This window comes from Brevibacterium sp. 1718, assembly GCF_051131255.1.
GTDB classification, from domain to species: Bacteria; Actinomycetota; Actinomycetes; order Actinomycetales; family Brevibacteriaceae; genus Brevibacterium; species Brevibacterium sediminis.
Map to the genome: position 1 here is coordinate 1540182 of NZ_CP186550.1, position 19623 is coordinate 1559804.

A 19623-nucleotide genomic window follows, 5' to 3' on the forward strand; every position below is an offset into this window, starting at 1 on the left:
GACTCAGGCCGAATGGCTCAGGTGTCAGAACGGTGGCGCTGGATCAGGACGCCGCAGATTCCTTCGCCGCGGCTGCTGCACGCTGATCCATCGCCGGAGACGTATCGATCCCGCGAGCGTTGAGGCGACGCTTGACCAGCGGCCACACGGCGAAGAGCACCGCAGTGGCGACTAGGCTCGTCCACACCTGTGCCCGGCCGTCCTCGCTGAGGAGCATGATGACGACGACGCCGATGACGACGATGATGAGGAAGATGTTGAGGATCGGCGTCAGCCACGATTTCAAGGTCAGAGCTTCTCGCTCGGCCGGGCTGAGTTTGAGTCGCATGCGCCACTGGGCGAGGGCAATGAAGACATAGACGAAGAGGGCTACGAGACCGCCGGAGTTCATGATGAAGTCGAAGATCCCCGACGCCGGGACGGTGAAGTTGGCGACAACGGCCGCCAGCGCACCGAGGCTCGAAGCGATGAGAGCTGCCACCGGGACGTTCGTCTTCGAGCGCTTGCGGATGAGCGCCGGCGCATACCCTTTGTCGGCCAGGGAGGCGAACATGCGGGAGGCCGAATAGAGGCCGGAGTTGAGCACCGAGATGACAGCGGTGAACAGGACGATCGTCATGATTGCCGAGGCACCCGGCAGACCGAAGAGACCGTAGACATGAGCGAACGGAGCGATCGTATCGGGATCGGGCAGCTCATCCCAGGGAACCGCGGTGACGATGATGAGCACGCCGCCGACGAAGAACAGCATGATCCGCCAGATGACGGTCCGGGTGGCCTGGTTGATGCCGCGAGCCGGATCGACTGACTCGGCCGATGCCATGACGGCGATCTCGGTGCCGAAGTAGCTGAAGATGACGGTGGCCACGCCGATCATCACGGCGCTGAAGCCCATGGGCATGAAACCGCCGTGGTCCCACAGGTTAGACACGGAGTTCGTCGCGTTGGGCCAGGCGCCGAGCACGAAGAGTGCACCGACGATGAGGAAGACGACGATCGTGATGACCTTGATGCTCGCGAGCCAGAACTCGACCTCACCGAAGACGCGGACCGAGAGGATGTTCGTGCCGATGAAGACGATGACGAGGAGGAGGGACCAGAGCCAGGTGGGAATCGCAGGGAACCAGCCTGACATGATTCCGCCGCCGACGACCGCTTCATAGGCGATGACGCCGACCCAGAAGTACCAATACAGCCAGCCGACGAGGTAGGCGGCCCACCCGCCCAAGGACTCGTTCGCGTACTCCATGAAGGAACCGACGGCAGGTCGGCGTGCCGACATCTCACCGAGCATCCGCATGGCGAGGAAGACGAGAAGTCCGCCGATGAGATAGGAGAGGATCGCAGCCGGTCCTGTCGAGCGGATGACGTTTCCGGATCCGACGAAGAGGCTTGCACCGATGATGCCGCCGAGCGTGATCATGGTGATGTGCCGGTTGCGCAGCTTGCCGCCCCCAGCGGCGTTGTCAGTGTCAGCACCCGAGTTGTGGGGTTCGCTCATAGAGCTTTCTCCTTGTGAGACCAGGGCTCGGATTTCGCAGGAATGCCGAGCCTCCAGGCAGTCACTGTTGAAACTGCCTCCGGGATTCTACACAGAAGTCGCGATAATCAGATGTCGTCGATCACACGGTGGTCGGCGAATGGAGTCGTCAGCGCAGTATTGTCAATCGTGCCGGTGGGACGCGTGCTCGTCGATCCACGTCCAGCCGGACGGCATCGGTGCCCATGCGGCGACGTCGCGGCCGGCTTTCGAACTGTCGGCGAGGACGACGACTGCTCCGGCCCGCTCGGCGATGAGCTCTTTCGTGCGTGCTTCGTCGAGACTCGGTTCGCCGAGGCCCTGTGCCGGATCCACGGCATCGGCACCGAGGAATGCAATGTCGACATGGATGCGCGACAGCGCATGATCGGACAGCGCGCCGGTGGTGCCGTGCGAAAGGGTCGAGACCTCGCCGCCGACCATGATCACTGTGGGGCCGGCGGGATGAGCCAAGGCCAGCGCGATCTCGAGACCGCGAGTGATCACGGTGAGCTCTTTGCGGTCCCTGATCCGCTCGGCCAAACGCACGGTCGTCGAACCGGCGTCGAGGAAGACGGTGCGCACTCGGGCGTCGTCGAGTCGTTCGAGCGCTCGTGCGGCGATCGTGTCCTTCGCCTCCGCCTGCTGCTCCATGCGCTCGCCCAAAGGCGGTTCGACATAGCCTGCGGCTGCGGCTCCGCCGATGGTGCGGATGATCTCGCCGTCTGCGGCCAACTCACGCAGGTCGCGGCGGATCGTCGATTCCGAGGTCTCGAGTGCATCGGCCAGGCGAGGGATGCTCCACGAACCGGTCTTGAGCAGGCCGAGAATGGCTTCGCGGCGGCGCTGGGTCCCCGATCGGATCGCCATCTGTTCTCCCTCTCCTTCGGCGATGATCCGGCCGCAGCGACGCCGCGGCCGGAGGTACGACTCAGCCTACTGCGGCAGGTATTCCGCGCGGATGCCGTCGACGAACGGAGCGTATCCGATGGCCGCGCGGTAGGCCGAGCGCATGGTGCCCGCATCGGCGATACCTTGACCGGCGATGTCGAAGGCTGTTCCGTGATCGACGGACGTGCGCAGGATCGGCAATCCGACGGTGACCGAGATGGTGCCGTCGAAGTCGAAGGTCTTCGATGCGATGTGCCCCTGATCGTGGTACTGAGAGAGGATGCCGTCATAGCGGCCGGTCAGCCCCTGGTGGAAGACGGAATCGGCCGGGATCGGTCCGGCGACTTCGAAGGCGCCACCTGCGTTGACCTTCTCCACGGCCGGGCGGAGGATTTCGATCTCCTCGTCGCCGAAGGCACCGTTCTCGCCACCGTGGGGGTTGAGCGCGGCGACGGCCAGCCTCGGCGAGGCCACGCCGTAGAGCTGGAGGGCACGGTGGGCGCGTTCGATGGAGTCGACCTGTGTGTCCACGGTCAGGGCGTCGAGAGCCTTGCGCAGGGACATGTGGCGGGTGGCGAAGAAGATCTGGAGTTTGTGGTCGGGGACCTTCGTGTTCTCCACGACGAACATCGTGTCCTGCTTCGTCACTCCGGTCAGCTCACCGAGCATCTCGGTGTGCCCGAGGTGCTGCGAACCGGACTTCCACACGGCTTCCTTGTTGATGGGGCCGGTGACGATCCCGGCGATCTGCTGACCCATGGCTGCCTTGGTGGCGAGCTCGATCGCGGCCACCGAAGCCTTGCCGGCGCGGGCATCGACGACTCCCCAGTCGGGAAGGTCATCGTCGAGGACGCCGATATCGAAGACGTCGATGACGCCTTCACCGGCCGACGGGGTCGACCAGTCGGAGATGGAACGCAGTTCGACGTCGAGTCCGAGGACGTCGACGGCACGTTTCATCACGGCCAGATCCGCCACAGCGATTCCATGCTGATCGTCTCTGCCGGCGAACTCCGCAAGCACCGTGGCGGTGATCTCCGGTCCGATTCCGACCGGGTCACCCACGGTCACGGCGAGTGCTGGTGCTGTCATTTCTGTCTCCTCAGGTGGTTCGGATGAATGTCGGTGGGTGGGGCGTTGGGGTCGTCGTGCACGATTCAGTCTCGCCTGACGCGAGCAGTCGTCGACAGGAATTCGAGGCATTCGACGGCGGTGCCGGTGTCACCGATGAGCCCGCCCTTCGTGACGATCGGCAGTCCGTCAGCGCTTCCGCCGACGAGGCGACCTCCCACGGCCAGAGGCACGATCTCCTTGTCGATTTCCATCCCCATCGCACCGAGCTCGCGCATCACCGTGGCGGTGACGTCCCCGCCGGTGGTGTAGAGGCCGGAGACCGGGATGGCGGACATGACCGCCGAGGCGATCAGTGCCAGGCGCCGTGTCGTCTCCTCGGATTCGGCATCGGTGAGTTCGCACAGGTCGCTGGTCTCGAGGACGGTGGCGATGATGATCGCCCGCGCCGAGTCGGTCCGATCGATGAGGCCGAGTGCGGCCTCGACATCGGGCAGGCCCGTATCGTCCAAAGGTGCGCGCAGAACCGTGATCGTGGGGTCCTCGGCCACTGCTGCAAGCTGTGCACGGGTGACCTCAGTGGCCGATCCCGAAATGCCGAGCAGAATGCCATCGGCGCGAGCCGGCAGCCGAGACTGGGCCAGAGCGAGACTGCCGGGCCCCGGGTCGATGGTCACCCAGTCCAACCGCTCACCGTCGGCCAGACCTGCCCGATCACGGATGTCGGGGGAAGCCGCCTCGGCGAGTTCGTGGCTGATCTCAGCAATGACGGACCCGACGAGGTCGATGTGGTCGGTGGTCAGGGCATCGGCGATGAGCACGTCCGTTCCGTCGCCGATGGCGTCGATTACGGCGGTGCGCACGGCATCCCGACCGGCCAGCACCGTGGCGATATCGATAAGGCGGCTGTTGAGATCCGTGCCGGCGGCAAGGATGTCCTCGATGACTGAGGTGCGCATGGGGGAGCGGACGTCATAGGCGAGCTCGGTGTGTTCGAGCAGTCGGCCGCCCAGCAGCTGTCGACCCTGCACGGTGGTTCTGCCCGCGGCAGGGAACGCCGGCACGCACAGGCCCAGTACGCGATGCTGCGGACAGTCGGTCGCGGCGAGAACTCGTCTGCGGGCCGAGATGGCGGCGGCCGCGGCGGGCCCGACATTGCCGCGCAGGGTGGTGTCGATTCGGCACGCCACGAGGTCGACGGCCCCGGCGGTTTCGATGAGTTCGGTGTAGAGCTCGCTTGCCTGCTGCGCGGGCAGGTGCCGGGAGTCGGTGTTGACGACGACCGCGTCGAAGTCATCGAGCAGTCCGCTGATGTCGAGGTTGCCGGCCGGCCTGGTATCGGTGACGGTGATCGTCCGCAGCCCCGCCTCGGCGAACAGGGCTCCGCACGCATTTCCGCCGGTGAGGTCGTCGGCGACGATGAGGATGCGCGGACTCGCCTGGGCCGAGGCGGCTGCGGTCGTTTCGGAGTCGGACATTCGGGAGGCGCTCATACGACCAAGTCGAGCACGAACAGCAGCGGAAGGGAACAGATCCACACGGCGGTGGTGATTCCCGACCAGCCCTTGATGGCATTGATTCCGTCGAGGCCGGTGAACCGGGTGACGACCCAGAAGTAGGAGTCGTTGAAGTAGGAGAAGACCATCGAACCGGCGGTGCAGGCCATCACGGCCACGAGCGGGTCTAGTCCCAGCGGGGCGATGAGCGGAGCCGTCACCGAGGCGGCGGTGATCATCGCGACCGTGCCCGATCCCTGAGCCAGACGCACGAGCGAGGCGATGAGGAACGGGACGAGGAGGGCCGGCAGGCTGATCGAGGCGATCGCCTCGGCGAGGGCATCACCGACGCCCGATTCGCGCAGCACCAGTCCGAAGCTTCCCCCGGCACCGGTGATGAGCAGGATGAGTCCGGCCGAGGCGGCACCGTCGGCCAGCCAGCTCTGCACCTGGTTGCGTGGGGTCACGCGGGGCAGCAACGTGTAGACGGCGAGGACGAGGCCGATGATCAGAGCGACGACTGGGTTGCCGAGGAAGGCCAGAGGTGCAACCCAGGCGGAGGGCTCGTAGGCGTCTCCGGCGAGTTCGCCCTGCGCGTTCTTGTCGATCGCGGTGCTCACGGTGTTGGCGACGATGAGCAGGAGCGGGACGATGAGCGGAAGGAAGCCGAGGAAGGCGCCCGGCTTCTTCGATGAATCGGGAGCGGAATCGGGTCCCGCCGCGTCTCCGCCTTCGGCGGTGAGGACGGTGCCTCCGGCGGAACCGGACGCGGTTTCGGCGACCGCCTCGGCGTAGACGTCATGCTTGACCTGGGCGTTGAGGACGGGTTCGAGCTTCGGTCCGATCCAGCGAGCGTAGACGACGACTACGGGCAGCAGGATGACGGTGAAGACGAGACCGGCGAGGATGACTGCACCGATATCGGCGCCGAGGATGCCGGTGGCTGCCAGCGGGCCGGGCGTCGGCGGCACCATGTGGTGGGTCAGCGTCATACCGCAGCCGAGAGCCAGGGCGAGGGTCACATAGCCGCCCTTCTTCACGCGGGCGATCGAGCGGGCCAGCGGGTTCATGATGACGTATCCGGAGTCGCAGAAGACCGGGATGGAGACGAGGGAGCCGACGGTGCCCATCGCCCAGGGCTCGCGGCCTTTGCCGAAGGCGCGCAGGAAGGCACGGGCCAGGGAGTCGGCGGCACCGGAGACTTCGAGGATCTTGCCGATGCCGACACCGAGTCCGATGACGATGCCGATGCTGGCCAGGGTGTCGCCGAAGCCCGTGGTGATGGAGTCGACGATCGAGAGCAGGTCCTGACCGGCGACGATGCCGGTGACGACCGCTGCCAGGAGCAGGGCGATGAAGGCGTCGAGCCGGGTCGCGAGCACGATGACGACGATCGTCGCGATTCCGGCGACCAGCGCCAGGATGAGTTGCAGGTCCATTAGGTCCTCCGCAGTGAGGCCGGCTCAGGGAGCCAGGGTGTGTGATTCTCAATGGCTTCGACCTGACGTGTGGTGCCTGTGGGGCAGTCGACGATCAGTATCGAAGTTGAACAGTATGAGCAAGTATGTGTCCTAACTGCGCATTTATGCAATGTTGAATCTCGGTGCGTTCGTCTCGGCTCGGTGAATGCGCTGAGGGGTACGGTCCGGATAGGCTTCGTCACGAGGGTGCGGGACTGCGTCGCGGCGCTCTGGCATCGAACCGTTCGGGCTCCGCGCAGTCGAGTAGTCGGGAGGAGACCGTCGCCGATGGCATGGAGTACTCGTGATTTGGCGGATCTGGCCGGTACGACGGTCAAGACGGTGAGGCACTATCACGATCGCGGGCTGCTGGCCGAGCCGGAACGCGCCGCGAACGGCTACAAGCAGTACCGTGCCGAGCACCTTGTGCGGCTGCTGCAGATCAGGCGGCTGATCGAACTCGGCTTCTCGCTCAGCCAGATCCGCGACTTCGAGCCCGGTCTCATGGTCGACGCTCGGGGTCGAAGTGGTCAGGGCGACGGTGCGGTCGTTCGCGACGGCGGGCGGGCCGAAGAGGTGGGAGAGATGCACTCGGCGTTGAGGGCGCTGGATGCGGAGCTGGCAGCTGACATCTCTCGTCGGGAGCAGATGCGCGAGGACATCGCGGCCATTCTCGATCACGGCACTGCCATGGATCTGCCGAGCGGATTCGGAGAGGTGCGGGGCACCCTCACAGAAGCGGATCGAGGACTGCTCCTCGTCTATTCCCAGGTCCTCGACGCGAAGTCTGTGGCGTCCCTGCGCGCGATGCTCGCCGAGGTGAACTCGACCGAGGCATCGCGGGAGTTTCAATCGATCTCCCCGAATGCCTCTGCAGAAGTGAGAGACAACCTGGCTCGACGATATGCTCCGCAGGTCAAGGCCATCGGCGAGAAGTACGGTTGGGCGGATCTCCTCGACGACGTTCCGCGTAGGAAGCGCAGAAGGATGCAGCAGACGATCGGTGAGGCCATGGTGCGGCTCTACAATCGCGCCCAGATCGAGGTGCTGGTGCGGGTCGAGGAGATCAATGGGACGGCGGGTGAGGATCGAGCACCGGCCGAATCCGAAGAAACTTCTGGCTGAACCCTTGACCCTGCCCTTAGGGCACAGTTTTTGCTGAGGGTGTCAAGCAGTTCGGAGCTCTACGGAAGGACCGAGTCATGCAACTCCAGATCGACACCTCAGTTCAATCGCCCAACCGGGCCGACCGCCCCGGCTGGTCGGAGATGATCGTCGGCCTCATCGCCTATGTGCTCGCATTCGGTGCGGTCTTCCTCATCCTCAAGATGATTCCGGATGGTCTCTCCGAGCTGGGCGGCGTCATTCAGCTTGCGCTGTCCGGGGTCATGGGACTGGCCGCTTTCGCCGCCGCCTATGTGATCAAGCGCCGCGGACTCGCCGCCTTCGGGCTGCGCAAGGCATCCTGGAAGTCGCTTCTCCTCGGCGCCGGACTCGGCGTGGTCTGCTGGATCCTCGGCGCGATCGTCTCGCTGATCGCCTATTCGGTCAACGGCGGAATTGAGAACGTGCAGGGCGACTATCAAGCTGCTGCCGCCGGGGGAGTGCTCGCGGTCATCGGCACCGTGATCATGGGCTCGATACTGACGCCGCTCGGGGAGGAGTTCTTCTTCCGTGGTGTGCTCACATCGGGGCTGCTGCGTTTCGGGCCGTGGGTCGGAATCATCGTCAGCGCGGCGATCTTCGCCCTCGCTCACGGAATCAACCCCGTCCTTCCCGTTGCGTTCATCGTCGGAATCATCAATGGGATTCTGTTCCACCGGACCGGATCGGTCTGGCCGGGAGTCGTCTCTCATGGCTTCAACAATGCCTGCGCGGCGTTCGTTCCCGTTGTTCTTGCCGCTTTCCTGGGCTGAAGGAGTGTCGCTACGAAGGCGGTGCCCCTGCCGGACTCGAGAGTCCGGCAGGGGCCGGGTGTAGGCGGAGGATCCTTAACGGCCTCCTTCTGATGTTGGGCTGGTGCTCTCTAGGCTGGGAGTTCAGGCGCGCGGATCGACGATGATCTTCACGTGTTGCTCGTTGTTGTTGATGAGTTCGTCGAACCCGCCTGAGACGAGTTCGTCCAGGCCGATGCGTGCGGTGATGAATGCGGAGAGATCGATGGTTCCGTCGGCGGCTAGTCGGATCGTCTCGGGGTGGTCACCGGAGTAGCCGATCGTTCCTCTGAGATCGATCTCTTTGAGGACCAGCTTCGGCATATCGACTTCGGGCTTATGCCCCCAGATGGAGACGTTGACTATGACGCCTCCGGGGCGAGTGGCGTCGATGAGCATGTCCAGAACCGCGGGAACGGACGAGCATTCGAATCCCACGTCGGCTCCTCGCCCATCCGTGCGCTCGCGAACGGTCTCTGCGACATCGGAATCTCGCGGATCGAGAACTTCATCGGCAACGCCAGTCGACAGTGCCATCTCCTTCCGCGCCTCAGAGAGTTCGGAAATGTAGACGGTCAGCCCCTTGGCCTTGAGGACGGCGGCGGTGAGGAGGCCGATCGGGCCCGCGCCGCCGACGACGGCGATCTGGCCTGCTCCAGCATCAGATCGCACAACTGCGTGGTGCGCGACTGACAACGGTTCGATCAGTGCAGCTTGATCGAGTGGAATGTCGCCGATGGGGTGGACCCAGCGACGCTGGACGACGATCTTCTCCGATAGCCCGCCACCGCGACCGCCGAGGCCGATGAAGTTCATATTCTCGGACAGCTGATAGCTCTGACCGGGGCTGGTGTCGACATCGTCGGCGATGATGTAGGGCTCGACGACGACGTTCTGGCCGACCTCCAGATCGGTGACACCTTCACCGAGTTCGGTGATCGTGCCGGAGAACTCATGTCCCATAGTCACCGGCGCGGATTCGCCGGAGATCGGGTGGGGGTGGCCCGCCGGTGGGACGAAGATCGGCCCTTCGAGGTATTCGTGGAGGTCAGTTCCGCAGATCCCGCACCATGCCACGTCGATGGCGACTGTGCCCGGTTGCAGTTCGGGCTCTGGAATATCGTCGATCCGGATGTCTTTGCGTGCGTGGAACCGTGCTGCTCTCATGTTGAGTCCTTTCGTGAGGCCTATATGGGCCGTTCGGCGTTCTTCGACGCTAGAGCGCCTGCGACATGAGAGCCAGGGTTGCATGGGATTGCACGTGAGGGGACTCACCGTTGATTTATACCCCTAGGGGGTATATCTTCGGGGTATGGACAACCAGCAGAATCATCGGCATATGCGGCCCGATGAACCGGGACATTCTGGTCACGAGGGACATTCCGGACATTCGGGCCACGGCGGGCACGCAGGGCATGCGGGTCACGGCGATCACGTCGCGCAGTTCCGTCGCCTGTTCTGGATCATGCTCGTCATCGCCGTGCCTGTCGTCGCGTTCAGCCCGATGTTCGGCCACCTCGTCGGCTATGAGGTTCCCGAAACCGGCGTCCTCGGTGCACTCCGATGGCTCGCGCCGATCCTCGGCACCGTCATGTACGTCTGGGGCGGCAAACCCTTCCTGACCGGCGGGCTCGACGAGATCAAGGGGCGCAGCCCCGGCATGATGCTGCTCATCGCACTGGCAATCACGGTCGCGTTCATCTCCTCCTGGGGCTCGTCGTTGGGTCTGCTCGACCCGCAGCTCGACTTCTGGTGGGAGCTGGCCCTGTTGGTCGTGATCATGCTCGCCGGTCACTGGATGGAGATGCGCTCACTGGCACAGACCACCTCGGCGCTGGACAGTCTCGCCGCACTGCTGCCCGATGAGGCGGAGAAGATCGTCGGTGGGGAGACGGTGGCCATCGCTCCGGGCGAGCTTGTCGTCGGTGACATCGTCCTCGTCCGTCCCGGCTCCTCGGTTCCCGCCGACGGTCGGATCATCGACGGTTCGGCCCATATGGACGAGTCCATGGTCACCGGAGAGTCCGCCACGGTCCGACGGGGCGAAGGCGCTGCCGTTGTGGCTGGCACCGTCGCCACGGATTCCGGGCTCCGGGTCGAGATCACCGCGATCGGTGATGACACAACGCTGGCGGGAATCCAGAAGCTGGTCTCCGATGCTCAGAACTCTTCGTCGCGTGCGCAGCGCATCGCCGACAAGGCCTCGGCTTGGCTGTTCTGGTTCGCTCTCGGCGCTGCCGTGATCACCGCGGTCGTCTGGTCGCTCATCGGTATGCCTAACTCGGCGGTCGTGCGCACGATCACCGTGCTCGTCATCGCCTGTCCTCACGCCCTGGGCCTGGCCATTCCGCTGGTCGTCTCCATCGCCACCGAGCGCGCGGCCCGTGCCGGTGTCCTCGTCAAGGACCGGCTCGCACTCGAGACGATGCGCACGGTCGATTCCGTGCTCTTCGACAAGACCGGCACCCTGACGAAAGGTGAGCCGACGGTCACCGGCATCGAGGCCGTACCGAGCGACGGGACCGCGCGGACCGAGGATGAGTTGCTCGGTCTGGCCGCCGCGGCCGAAGCCGACAGTGAACACCCGTTGGCCACCGCCATCGTCAAGGCAGCCGCTGATCGAGGGATCGACGTGCCGAGTGCATCCGACTTCTCCTCGTCACCTGCGGTCGGTGTCAGAGCCGTCATCGCAGGCGAAACGGTCGAGGTCGGTGGACCCAGGCTGCTCGAGGCGCACGATGCCCCCGAGGCGAAGGCCGCGGAAGCGTGGAGGGCCGAAGGCGCCATCATCCTCCATGTGCTCGTCGATGGAGCCGTTGTCGGTGCCCTGCGGCTGGCCGATGAGATCCGCCCGGAATCGCGTGATGCCGTCGATGCGCTTCATGCCATCGGTGCGCAGGTCGTGATGATCACCGGAGACGCCGAGGCGGTCGCGCAGTCCGTTGCCTCCGAGCTCGGCATCGACCGTGTCTACGCCGGTGTCCACCCCGCTGACAAGGCTGCGAAGGTCTCCGAGCTGCAGGGGGAAAGCCGTCGTGTGGCGATGGTTGGTGACGGGGTCAACGATGCGCCGGCTTTGGCGCAGGCCGATGTCGGCATCGCCATCGGTGCCGGAACCGACGTGGCCATCGGCTCTGCCGGAGTCATCCTCGCCTCCGACGATCCGCGTTCAGTGCTCTCGATCGTCGAGCTCTCTCGCACGACCTACCGGAAAATGAAGCAGAACCTGTGGTGGGCGGCCGGATACAACCTGCTGTCGGTGCCGTTGGCGGCAGGAATCCTCGCTCCCATCGGGTTCGTTCTGCCGATGAGCGTGGGCGCGATCCTGATGTCGATCTCGACGATCGTCGTCGCCCTCAACGCTCAGCTGCTGCGTCGACTCGACCTTCATCCGCAGGCGGCTGTCGAGCGAGTGCATTCCAAGAGCTGATCTCGGCGGAGACGACTGAGGCGGGTGATGCCGTTGAGCATCACCCGCCTCAGCGTGTTCTGACCGGCGGAGCTCTTCGCACCGGCGGAGTGTCAGCGCGCCAGCGTCTCGTCGATGGAGCTGGTTCCGGTGGCCAGAGTGACCTGCGTGCCCCACGGGTCGACGACTCGCACCGAACGTCCGTCATCGGCGAAATCGAGGTTGTGCGCACGCAGACGCGCGACCAGTGCGTCGAGATCCTCACGACCGGGAACGGTGATCGCCACATCCCCGAGGCCGAGGCTGGCCGCCCGGGGGCCTGCGCCGCGACTGTTCCAGGTGTTCATGGCCACGTGGTGGTGGTAACCGCCGGCCGCTGCGAAGAGGACTCCGGGCATCGACGACAGTGACGGTTCGAAGCCGAGGGCGTCGACGTAGAACTCGCGGGCCTGCGGGATGTTGCCGACCTGCAGGTGGACGTGGCCGACGATGCCGGGTTCGGCGGCAGTGTTCGCGAGGACGTCCTGGTTGAGGTGGCGCTCGAGGAAGCGGTTCGGATCGAGGTAGAGCGTATCCATCTGGACTTCACCGTCGATGGAGTGAGTCCATTCCGAGCGGGCGCGGTCGATGTAGAGCTCGATGCCGTTGCCTTCGGGGTCGGTGAAGTAGAAGGCCTGACTGACCAGGTGATCGCTGGAACCGACGAAGGTGCTGTTGGTGTTCTGCGCGGCGTGGGCAACCGTGGCCGCCAGGGCTTCCTTGGTGTCGAACAGGAACGCGGTGTGGAACAAGCCGGCCTGCTTGGGGTCGACGCCGGGCAGGCCCGGGGTTGCGACGAGCTTGACCAGGGGAGTAGTGCCGCGGCCGAGCACGCGGTGGACCTCACCGTCGCGGGAGGTCTCCTCGAGGGGCTCCATGGCGAGGGCGTTCGAGTAGTAGTTCGACATCTTCTCGAGATCGCCGACGCGCAGGGTCACGGCGTCCATACCGGTGGCAGCGCTGAGTCGCTTCTCATCGACGACGGGCGTCTGCAGATCGGTGGGCTTTGGCGCCTGAATGGGAGTGGTGGGCATGCTGTTCTCCTGAGCGGATCGGCTGTTGTTGCCAGTGTAGGTCAATATGATTGAAGATTCAACTAAATGGGAGATGGATCTATTCCCGATCTGCACCGAGGCGCCCCGGATCCCACCGGAGCGCCCACGGTGCGACCGAGGCGATGCGGTACCAACGCGTGTCCGCCGATAGGCTGGTGCCATGAGGTTCGAATCGAGGTCCGCCCCTGCTCTCGCCGTCGCTGGGCTCCTGACCGCCGCACTCATCTCTCTCAGCGGCTGCGGCTCCGATTCCGGCTCATCGTCGGAATCCGAAACGACGCCGACGGCGACTCTGGATGTCGTGGAGCAGGGCTTCGATTCCCTCGACGAGCTCTCGGATTATGTGGCGCAGTCCTTGGACGGCGTCGAGGTGAGTCTCGAATCCGAGACGAACCCCGACTTCAACCAGGAGACCGAACCCGAACGCCTTCATGTCCACTTCGCCTCGACCGAGGACAGAGTCAAAGACTTGGAAGCCACGGCGTTCATCGTCCAGGCGACGTCACGGGCAAGTTTCGACTATGACATCCTCGTGGTCACCGGAGTCGTGTCGGCAGCGGAGTGGGCGTACCTCTACGACCGGTCGACTGTCGAAGAGCTCACCGCTGATGGTCAGATCGCTGTTGCCGCTATCTGGGACTCAGCCGAACAGAGCTTCGACACCATTCACCGCTGAGTCTCTGCCGCCCTACTTCTCGACTGCAACGCCGTCGGCGTCGGCGAAGACCATCGCTCCCGGGCGGATCGTCGCGCCGCCGATCTCCACGGTCACGTCGATCTCACCGGCACCGTCTTTCGCGCTCTTGCGCGGGTTGCTGGCCAGAGCCTTGATGCCGAATTCCATCTCGGCCAGCACCTCACGGTCACGGACGGCACCGTTGATGACGACGCCGTTCCAGCCGTTTCGAACTCCTGCCTCGGCGATCATGTCACCCATGAGGGCGGTGGCGATCGATCCGTCACCGTCGATGACGAGCACGGCGCCGTCGCCGGGCTGGTTGAGGGTCTGCTTGACCAGTCCGTTGTCCTGGTAGCAGCGGATGGTGCGGGCCGGTCCGGAGAATGACGTTTTGGCTCCGAAATCGCCGAAGTTCAGGGCGATCGAATAGAGCTCGTCGCCGCGTTCGTCCCACAGGTCTGCTGTCGAAACTGTCATCTGTGTGCCTTCCGTTGGTGGTGGGAGCTGAGTGGTGCTCAGGCAAACGCCTGGGCACGGGCGTAGAGTCCGGGGACTCCGCCGGAGTGGATGACGATGACCTCGTCCTCGGAAGAGAAACGGCCGGATCTGATGAGGTCGATGAGACCTGCGGCTGCCTTGCCGGTATACACCGGGTCGAGGACGATGCCCTCGGTGCGGGCGAAGAGACGCACAGCCTCGACCATCCCGGGAGTCGGCAGAGCGTATCCCGTCCCGACATAATCACCGAGTCCCACTGTGGCTGCGCGAGGGGCCGGGGGCAGGTCGAGGAAGTGCGCCGTGGAGTCGACGAGGTCGACGATCTTCGGTTCCTGCTCCGCCTGTGTCCGGCTGACGTTGATGCCGATGACCGGTACATCGCTTCCTGCACTGTGGAGGCCGACGACGAGTCCGGCCTGCATTCCGGCCGAACCGCTGGGCGTGACGATCGTGGGCGAATCCAGCCCCGCCTCGGCGAATTGGTCGAGCATCTCAACGGCACAGTCGACGTACCCGAGCGCACCGATCGGATTCGACCCGCCCACCGGGATGACGTAAGGCTTCCTGCCCTCGCCGCGCAGCTTCTCAGCCAGAACCTCAGCCTCGCCGAGGAGGTCGGCCCCGTGGCCGAGCACCGTGACCGAATCCGCGCCGAGAAGATCGAAGAGCAGGAAGTTTCCCGTGTACTCCGGCGGGTTCGACCCTGCCGGGCCGAGCGAGGTGCCGTCGGGTCCGAGATCCTCTTCGACGATGAGGTGACAGTCGAGGCCCTCGACTCGTGCAGCGGACAAGGTCAGTCGACAGTGATTGGACTGCACCCCGCCGACGGTGATGAGCGTGTCCGCGCCCTGATTCCGGGCGTCGGCGATGAGGAACTCGAGTTTGCGCGTCTTATTCCCGCCCTGAGTCAGTCCCAGCTGGTCATCGCGTTTGATCCAGATCTGCGGTCCGCCGAGTTCGGCGGACAGGCTCCGCAGATGTTGGAGAGGCGTCGGCCCCGCGGTGTAGCGGCGGCGTTGGACTTCATTCAGGGCGACCATGGTTCCCGAGTCTACCGAGCTGCTCAGTCCTGCTGGCAAGACGCCGACCAGAATCTGGTCAACGGGATGTCATCAGGTCGTCCTCAGCCGACGAACTCGACCTCTCGGACGGCGTCGCCGCCCTTGTCCGCGGCGATCGCGTTTCTCACTGTCAGATTCATGACCTCATATGTGTCCAGGTTCGTGTAGGACACCCAGGTGTATCCCTTGCCGGAATCGGCTGACGTGCGATGCCAACGTTTGGCGTGCCCGTCGTTGTGCTCGGCGAGGGCAGCGACGACGTTCTTCGTGGCGAGCTGATCCACGACCACTGCATAACCGATGCCGTAGGCGGTGATCAGTCTGTCCGCGTACTTGACAGCACCCTTCGGGTGTCCCGAACTCTGGGGTGCCTGAGCGGCACTGGATGCGGGCGCGGAATCGGCGGAGGCGGCTGCCGGACCGACTGCGAGACCCAGGGAAGCGAGGCCGGCTAATGCGGCGACGCCCCACTTTGCGGCGTGAGTGCTGATGAAGGCGGGCATGGTGACATCTCCTCTTGCAGATCAGGAACATTGCTGGAATTGAGTATCGTCAGCCCAGGTGAGAGCCGTTTGCCTGAATCTGAACAGAAGCTGAGACGCTGAGTCGCAAATGCGGAAGTTCTATTGCGTTCCTATGACATCTCCGAGACATTCGGCCAGAAGGAGCCTTGACCGAATCTGCGAGCTCGGGAGTGTGACAGATTCACTGAGCTTACGGAACCGAATCGTGATCATCCTCGTCGGCCTTGTCCATCCAGTCCTTACCGTCGAGGATACGGGCGACCATCATCGAACTCGCCTGATCGCCGACGGAGTTGACGGTGGTGGCCGGGGGATCGATGACGGTTCCGATGATCTGGATGATCGGCAGTGCTGCGGCCGGGAAGCCGTAGAGGGTGATGATCATGAGCTCGCCGATGAAGCCGCCGGAGGGGATTCCTGCCATGACCATTCCGGCCAGCAGCGCCACGGCGATAGCAATGAGGATGTTCTCCAGGGTGAAGAAGTCGCGCTGGAACACGGCAAAGAGGAAGGCGATCTTGAGGATCGCGGACAGGCTCGATCCTTCCATGTGGATCGTGGCACCGATCGGCATGATCGTCTCCCGGATGTCGCGGGGGACTCCGATCTTCTCTCCGGCACGCAGGTTCGCCGGGATCGCCGCCACCGAGGAGGATGTGCCCAAGGAGATCGCCGTGGGCTCGAGGATATTGCCCCAGAACCGAGACACGCCTCGGCGGCCACCGGCGAGGAAGGAGTAGAACGTGAACGCGAGGATGAAGTAGGCGATCGCCACCGGGTAGTAAACGAGGAAAGCGCGAACATAGTCCCCGACGAGCTGGGAGCCGAGGTCACCGATGAGAGCGGCGAAGTAGGCACCGAGGCCGATCGGGGCGTAGTACATCACGATCGAGGTGAACTTGAGGAACACCTCGGTGCCGGAGTTGAGGAACTGGGCGAACGGCTTGCCCGCGTCGCCGATCCTGCTGGTGGCGAAGCCGACGATGACGGCGAAGACGATGAGTGCGAGCATGTGCTCGGCGGAGAGGATCTTCGAGAAGTCGTCGACGACGACGGTCTGGACGAGCTGGTCGCCGATGGACCCGACGTCCTCGACGTTCTCCGGCTCCTGCATCTCCACCTGGACGTCGTCCGTGGCGTTGAAGATGCGCAGCGCGGCGACCATGACGATGGAGGCGATGATGCCGGTGACGGCGAAGACTCCGAGCATGCTGCCCATGATCTTGCCCAGTCGCGCTGCCGAGGACATTCCCGCGACCGCGGAGGCGATGGAGAAGAACACGAGCGGCACGACGAGAGTGAACATCATGTTGATGAACAGCGTGCCGAACGGTTTGATGACGGTGGCACGTTCCCCGAAGACGAGGCCGATGATCGCGCCGATGACCACCCCTGTGAGGATGAAGAGCGGAAAGCGGTAGTTGCGGAGGATCCGCAGGAAACCCGATGGCTGCGGCTTCGAATCAGACGTCTGCGCCGGCGAGGCAGTGGGGGAGGGCATAGGCTCTGCCTTTCATTTCAGCATCGTTGTTCCGCCGACTTGTCGGCGTGGCATCAGGGCCCTGGCGATCCTACCTGGGGCACAGCAGAACCCGGCACGCGGATGGCCGTGTACCGGGCTGCTGATGTTCGCTCGAGCCGACGAATCAGCTCTCAGGCTGATCGATGATCAGTCGTCGTAACTCGAGTGGGATTCGTCGACAGCGAGATGAGAACCGTCGGGATTGCGGTAGAGCTTCACTCCTTCGTGTTCAGCCGTGGCTTGCAGCCGTTCTTCGGAGCTGTCCTCTCGGTAGCCGACCTTCTGCCCCTGGCCGATGTTGGCGCTCTTGAACGCCTTCGAGAACCTTTCGATCGTCTCGGCCAACTTCGATGATCGATGCGTTTCTGCGGTCATGATCCTTCGCCCCATTCCCACGCAGATTGTAGGGAGAATTATAGCTCTCGCGGGGGCCTGAACCCAGGGATGAGGAGCGTTTGGCGGACCTCACAACTGATCAATAGCCAAACCTTTGCACTGTGAGAGGGCGAATCGCTTTACTTAACGAACGTTTAGCTCTAGTTTGGTCTCGTGACTGAACAGAGCAAAGGCAATGGCGTCTTGACGACTGCGACAGAATCCATCCTCTCCGCCAAGGACATCGAGTTCCAACTCTACGACTGGCTCAAGGTCGACGAACTCTGCGACCGACCTCGCTTCTCCGACCATTCGCGTGAAGTCTTCGACTCCGTGCTCGAAGCCAGCGAGGAGCTTGCCAAGGAGCGGTTCGCGACCCATGCACGGAAGTCCGACCTCAATGAACCGACTTTCGACGGCACTGCGGTGACGCTGATTCCTGAGATCAAGTCTGCGCTCGACCAGTTCGCCGGCATCGGCCTGCTGTCGGCGACGATGGATGAGAGCGTCGGCGGAATTCAGCTGCCGCAGACGGTCGCGAAGGCCTGCTTCGCCTGGTTCCAGGCGGCTAATATCGGCACCGCCAGCTACCCGATGCTGACCATGGCCAACGCCAATCTGCTGCTCGAGTACGGCACTGAAGAACTGATCGAGAAGTACGTAGTGCCTGAGCTCGACGGCCGCTTCTTCGGCACCATGTGTCTGTCCGAACCCGAGGTCGGATCCTCCCTGGGAGATGTCACCACGAAAGTCGTTCCGGATCCCCGGGGCGGCGACGATGCGTTCCGCGTCCACGGCACGAAGATGTGGATCTCCGGCGGCGACCACGAACTCTCGGAGAACATCGTCCACCTCGTCCTGGCCCGTGCCGAGGGTGACCAGCCAGGTGTCAAAGGTCTGAGTCTGTTCCTCGTTCCGAAGTACCTCGTCAACGACGATGGCAGCCTCGGAGAACGCAATGATGTCGTTCTGTCCGGGCTCAATCACAAGATGGGGTGGCGCGGAACGACGAACACTCTGCTCAACTTCGGTGAGGGCACGCACACTCCGGCCGGTTCCGCTGGTGCTGTGGGCTACCTCGTGGGGGAGCGGGGCAAGGGTCTGGCCTGTATGTTCCACATGATGAACGAGGCTCGAATCGGTGTCGGAGCAGGTGCGGTCGGACTGGGGTACCACGGGTACCTCGATGCCCTCCGCTATGCCCGCGACCGCCGCCAGGGTCGTCCCGACGGTGCGAAGGGATCCGCTGGTGAGCCGATCCCGATCGCGGAACACTCCGATGTCCGGCGCATGCTGCTGTCGTCGAAGAGCTACGTCGAGGGCGGGCTCGGACTCATCCTCTATGCCGCGCGTCTGCTCGACGAATCCGAAACTGCTGATTCCGAGGCCGAGCGTGACCGTGCGGCACTGCTGCTCGATGTGCTCACCCCGATCGTCAAGACCTGGCCGAGCGTGTGGTGCCTGAAAGCCAACGACCACGCCATTCAGGTGCTCGGCGGAGCGGGATACACTCGCGATCATGATGTGGAGCAGCTCTACCGCGACAATCGGCTCAACCCGATCCACGAGGGCACGCACGGCATCCAGGCCAAGGATCTGCTCGGCCGTAAGGTCATCATGAAGGGTGGGGCCGGTCTGCAGGTGCTGCTGGAGCAGATGCGGGAGACCCTCGCCGAGGCGGCCGACCGCTCCGAATGGTCCGCTGAGACCGCGGCGCTGACGTCAGCCGTCGATCGCATCGAATCCGTCACCGCCGCAGTGTGGTCGAGCGGGGATCCAGCGGTGGCCCTCGACAATGCGTGGACCTATTTGGAAGCAGTGGGCCATACGGTGGTGGCGTGGCTGTGGCTGCAGCAGGGAATGGCTGCCGAGGCGACCGTCGGTGAACGTGGCGACTCTGCTTTCCTCTGGGGAAAGATCGCCGCGGCGCGATATTTCTTTGCTCACGAACTGCCGCAGACCGGACCATGGTTCGATCTTGTGGAGAGCAGGGCGACGACATTCACAGACCTCGACGACTCCTGGCTGTGAGTTCGTTCAAGAACTGACAGTTGGATACCCGTCATCTGTCTTCACATGCGGATGGCGGG

At 64.0% G+C, this 19623-nt stretch carries 17 protein-coding genes; 5 read left to right on the forward strand and 12 right to left on the reverse strand.

Annotated elements, in window-relative coordinates; genetic code table 11:
- Window positions 1–43: 43 nt before the first annotated feature.
- The 5 genes from ACOZ9V_RS06815 to ACOZ9V_RS06835 form a co-directional block, all read right to left on the reverse strand.
- Window positions 44–1501 (reverse strand): amino acid permease, encoded by a 1458-nt coding sequence (locus ACOZ9V_RS06815; protein ID WP_434594642.1) that lies wholly within the window; start codon window positions 1499–1501, stop codon window positions 44–46.
- Window positions 1502–1663: 162 nt separating this feature from the next.
- A complete protein-coding gene (locus ACOZ9V_RS06820) occupies window positions 1664–2389 on the reverse strand; it encodes a DeoR/GlpR family DNA-binding transcription regulator (RefSeq protein WP_434594645.1) in 726 nt (241 codons plus the stop codon).
- Between the two features lie 66 nt (window positions 2390–2455).
- Window positions 2456–3502, reverse strand: coding sequence for a 4-hydroxythreonine-4-phosphate dehydrogenase PdxA (pdxA, locus tag ACOZ9V_RS06825; RefSeq protein WP_434594648.1), 1047 nt, complete (start codon window positions 3500–3502; stop codon window positions 2456–2458).
- 65 nt (window positions 3503–3567) lie between these two features.
- Window positions 3568–4974: a four-carbon acid sugar kinase family protein gene (locus ACOZ9V_RS06830; protein WP_434594651.1), complete on the reverse strand. Its 1407-nt coding sequence runs from the start codon at window positions 4972–4974 to the stop codon at window positions 3568–3570.
- On the reverse strand, window positions 4971–6416 hold the full coding sequence (locus ACOZ9V_RS06835) for a GntP family permease (protein WP_434594653.1): 1446 nt from the start codon (window positions 6414–6416) through the stop codon (window positions 4971–4973). Before ACOZ9V_RS06835 ends, ACOZ9V_RS06830 begins: the two co-directional genes overlap by 4 nt.
- A 309-nt stretch (window positions 6417–6725) precedes the next feature.
- Here ACOZ9V_RS06835 and ACOZ9V_RS06840 point away from each other — a divergent pair, with 309 nt between their 5' ends.
- Together ACOZ9V_RS06840 and ACOZ9V_RS06845 are read left to right on the forward strand one after the other, a co-directional pair.
- Complete coding sequence (locus ACOZ9V_RS06840; protein WP_434594656.1) at window positions 6726–7562, forward strand: MerR family transcriptional regulator; 837 nt, start codon at window positions 6726–6728, stop codon at window positions 7560–7562.
- A 77-nt stretch (window positions 7563–7639) separates the two neighbouring features.
- Window positions 7640–8353, forward strand: coding sequence for a CPBP family intramembrane glutamic endopeptidase (locus ACOZ9V_RS06845; protein ID WP_420097179.1), 714 nt, complete (start codon window positions 7640–7642; stop codon window positions 8351–8353).
- A 123-nt stretch (window positions 8354–8476) separates the two neighbouring features.
- Here ACOZ9V_RS06845 and ACOZ9V_RS06850 read toward each other — a convergent pair whose 3' ends face one another.
- A complete protein-coding gene (locus tag ACOZ9V_RS06850) occupies window positions 8477–9538 on the reverse strand; it encodes a 2,3-butanediol dehydrogenase (protein WP_434594659.1) in 1062 nt (353 codons plus the stop codon).
- Between the two features lie 145 nt (window positions 9539–9683).
- Here ACOZ9V_RS06850 and ACOZ9V_RS06855 point away from each other — a divergent pair, with 145 nt between their 5' ends.
- Complete coding sequence (locus ACOZ9V_RS06855) at window positions 9684–11801, forward strand: heavy metal translocating P-type ATPase (protein WP_434594662.1); 2118 nt, start codon at window positions 9684–9686, stop codon at window positions 11799–11801.
- A 92-nt stretch (window positions 11802–11893) separates the two neighbouring features.
- Here the strand turns inward: ACOZ9V_RS06855 and ACOZ9V_RS06860 are convergent, their stop codons facing one another.
- Window positions 11894–12853 carry a VOC family protein gene (locus ACOZ9V_RS06860; RefSeq protein ID WP_434594664.1) on the reverse strand — a complete coding sequence of 320 codons (960 nt, stop codon included), beginning with the start codon at window positions 12851–12853 and terminating at the stop codon, window positions 11894–11896.
- A gap of 181 nt (window positions 12854–13034) precedes the next feature.
- Here ACOZ9V_RS06860 and ACOZ9V_RS06865 point away from each other — a divergent pair, with 181 nt between their 5' ends.
- Window positions 13035–13550, forward strand: a complete 516-nt coding sequence (locus ACOZ9V_RS06865; protein ID WP_434594667.1) for a hypothetical protein — start codon at window positions 13035–13037, stop codon at window positions 13548–13550.
- A 12-nt stretch (window positions 13551–13562) separates the two neighbouring features.
- Here ACOZ9V_RS06865 and rraA read toward each other — a convergent pair whose 3' ends face one another.
- The 5 genes from rraA to ACOZ9V_RS06890 all read right to left on the reverse strand — a co-directional run bounded on the left by rraA (window position 13563) and on the right by ACOZ9V_RS06890 (window position 17533).
- A complete protein-coding gene (gene rraA / locus ACOZ9V_RS06870) occupies window positions 13563–14030 on the reverse strand; it encodes a ribonuclease E activity regulator RraA (RefSeq protein ID WP_434594669.1) in 468 nt (155 codons plus the stop codon).
- Between the two features lie 38 nt (window positions 14031–14068).
- A complete protein-coding gene (locus ACOZ9V_RS06875; RefSeq protein ID WP_434594672.1) occupies window positions 14069–15091 on the reverse strand; it encodes a D-cysteine desulfhydrase in 1023 nt (340 codons plus the stop codon).
- Between the two features lie 83 nt (window positions 15092–15174).
- The gene (locus ACOZ9V_RS06880; RefSeq protein WP_434594674.1) at window positions 15175–15615 is read right to left on the reverse strand and encodes a hypothetical protein; all 441 of its coding nucleotides are present in this window, start codon (window positions 15613–15615) and stop codon (window positions 15175–15177) included.
- Between the two features lie 211 nt (window positions 15616–15826).
- Complete coding sequence (locus ACOZ9V_RS06885) at window positions 15827–17137, reverse strand: dicarboxylate/amino acid:cation symporter (protein WP_259356587.1); 1311 nt, start codon at window positions 17135–17137, stop codon at window positions 15827–15829.
- Between the two features lie 168 nt (window positions 17138–17305).
- On the reverse strand, window positions 17306–17533 hold the full coding sequence (locus ACOZ9V_RS06890; protein ID WP_139907425.1) for a hypothetical protein: 228 nt from the start codon (window positions 17531–17533) through the stop codon (window positions 17306–17308).
- A gap of 174 nt (window positions 17534–17707) precedes the next feature.
- Here ACOZ9V_RS06890 and ACOZ9V_RS06895 point away from each other — a divergent pair, with 174 nt between their 5' ends.
- Window positions 17708–19564 (forward strand): acyl-CoA dehydrogenase, encoded by a 1857-nt coding sequence (locus ACOZ9V_RS06895; RefSeq protein ID WP_434594678.1) that lies wholly within the window; start codon window positions 17708–17710, stop codon window positions 19562–19564.
- Window positions 19565–19623: the final 59 nt, after the last annotated feature.

Coding starts and splice junctions, on each gene's coding strand:
- ACOZ9V_RS06830 (WP_434594651.1), bottom strand. CDS start 4,974: ATGAGCGCCTCCCGAATGTCCGACTCCGAAACGACCGCAGCCGCCTCG.
- ACOZ9V_RS06840 (WP_434594656.1), top strand. CDS start 6,726: ATGGCATGGAGTACTCGTGATTTGGCGGATCTGGCCGGTACGACGGTC.
- ACOZ9V_RS06850 (WP_434594659.1), bottom strand. CDS start 9,538: ATGAGAGCAGCACGGTTCCACGCACGCAAAGACATCCGGATCGACGAT.
- ACOZ9V_RS06815 (WP_434594642.1), bottom strand. CDS start 1,501: ATGAGCGAACCCCACAACTCGGGTGCTGACACTGACAACGCCGCTGGG.
- ACOZ9V_RS06845 (WP_420097179.1), top strand. CDS start 7,640: ATGCAACTCCAGATCGACACCTCAGTTCAATCGCCCAACCGGGCCGAC.
- ACOZ9V_RS06835 (WP_434594653.1), bottom strand. CDS start 6,416: ATGGACCTGCAACTCATCCTGGCGCTGGTCGCCGGAATCGCGACGATC.
- ACOZ9V_RS06865 (WP_434594667.1), top strand. CDS start 13,035: ATGAGGTTCGAATCGAGGTCCGCCCCTGCTCTCGCCGTCGCTGGGCTC.
- ACOZ9V_RS06820 (WP_434594645.1), bottom strand. CDS start 2,389: ATGGCGATCCGATCGGGGACCCAGCGCCGCCGCGAAGCCATTCTCGGC.
- ACOZ9V_RS06855 (WP_434594662.1), top strand. CDS start 9,684: ATGGACAACCAGCAGAATCATCGGCATATGCGGCCCGATGAACCGGGA.
- rraA (WP_434594669.1), bottom strand. CDS start 14,030: ATGACAGTTTCGACAGCAGACCTGTGGGACGAACGCGGCGACGAGCTC.
- ACOZ9V_RS06890 (WP_139907425.1), bottom strand. CDS start 17,533: ATGACCGCAGAAACGCATCGATCATCGAAGTTGGCCGAGACGATCGAA.
- ACOZ9V_RS06860 (WP_434594664.1), bottom strand. CDS start 12,853: ATGCCCACCACTCCCATTCAGGCGCCAAAGCCCACCGATCTGCAGACG.
- ACOZ9V_RS06885 (WP_259356587.1), bottom strand. CDS start 17,137: ATGCCCTCCCCCACTGCCTCGCCGGCGCAGACGTCTGATTCGAAGCCG.
- pdxA (WP_434594648.1), bottom strand. CDS start 3,502: ATGACAGCACCAGCACTCGCCGTGACCGTGGGTGACCCGGTCGGAATC.
- ACOZ9V_RS06875 (WP_434594672.1), bottom strand. CDS start 15,091: ATGGTCGCCCTGAATGAAGTCCAACGCCGCCGCTACACCGCGGGGCCG.
- ACOZ9V_RS06880 (WP_434594674.1), bottom strand. CDS start 15,615: ATGCCCGCCTTCATCAGCACTCACGCCGCAAAGTGGGGCGTCGCCGCA.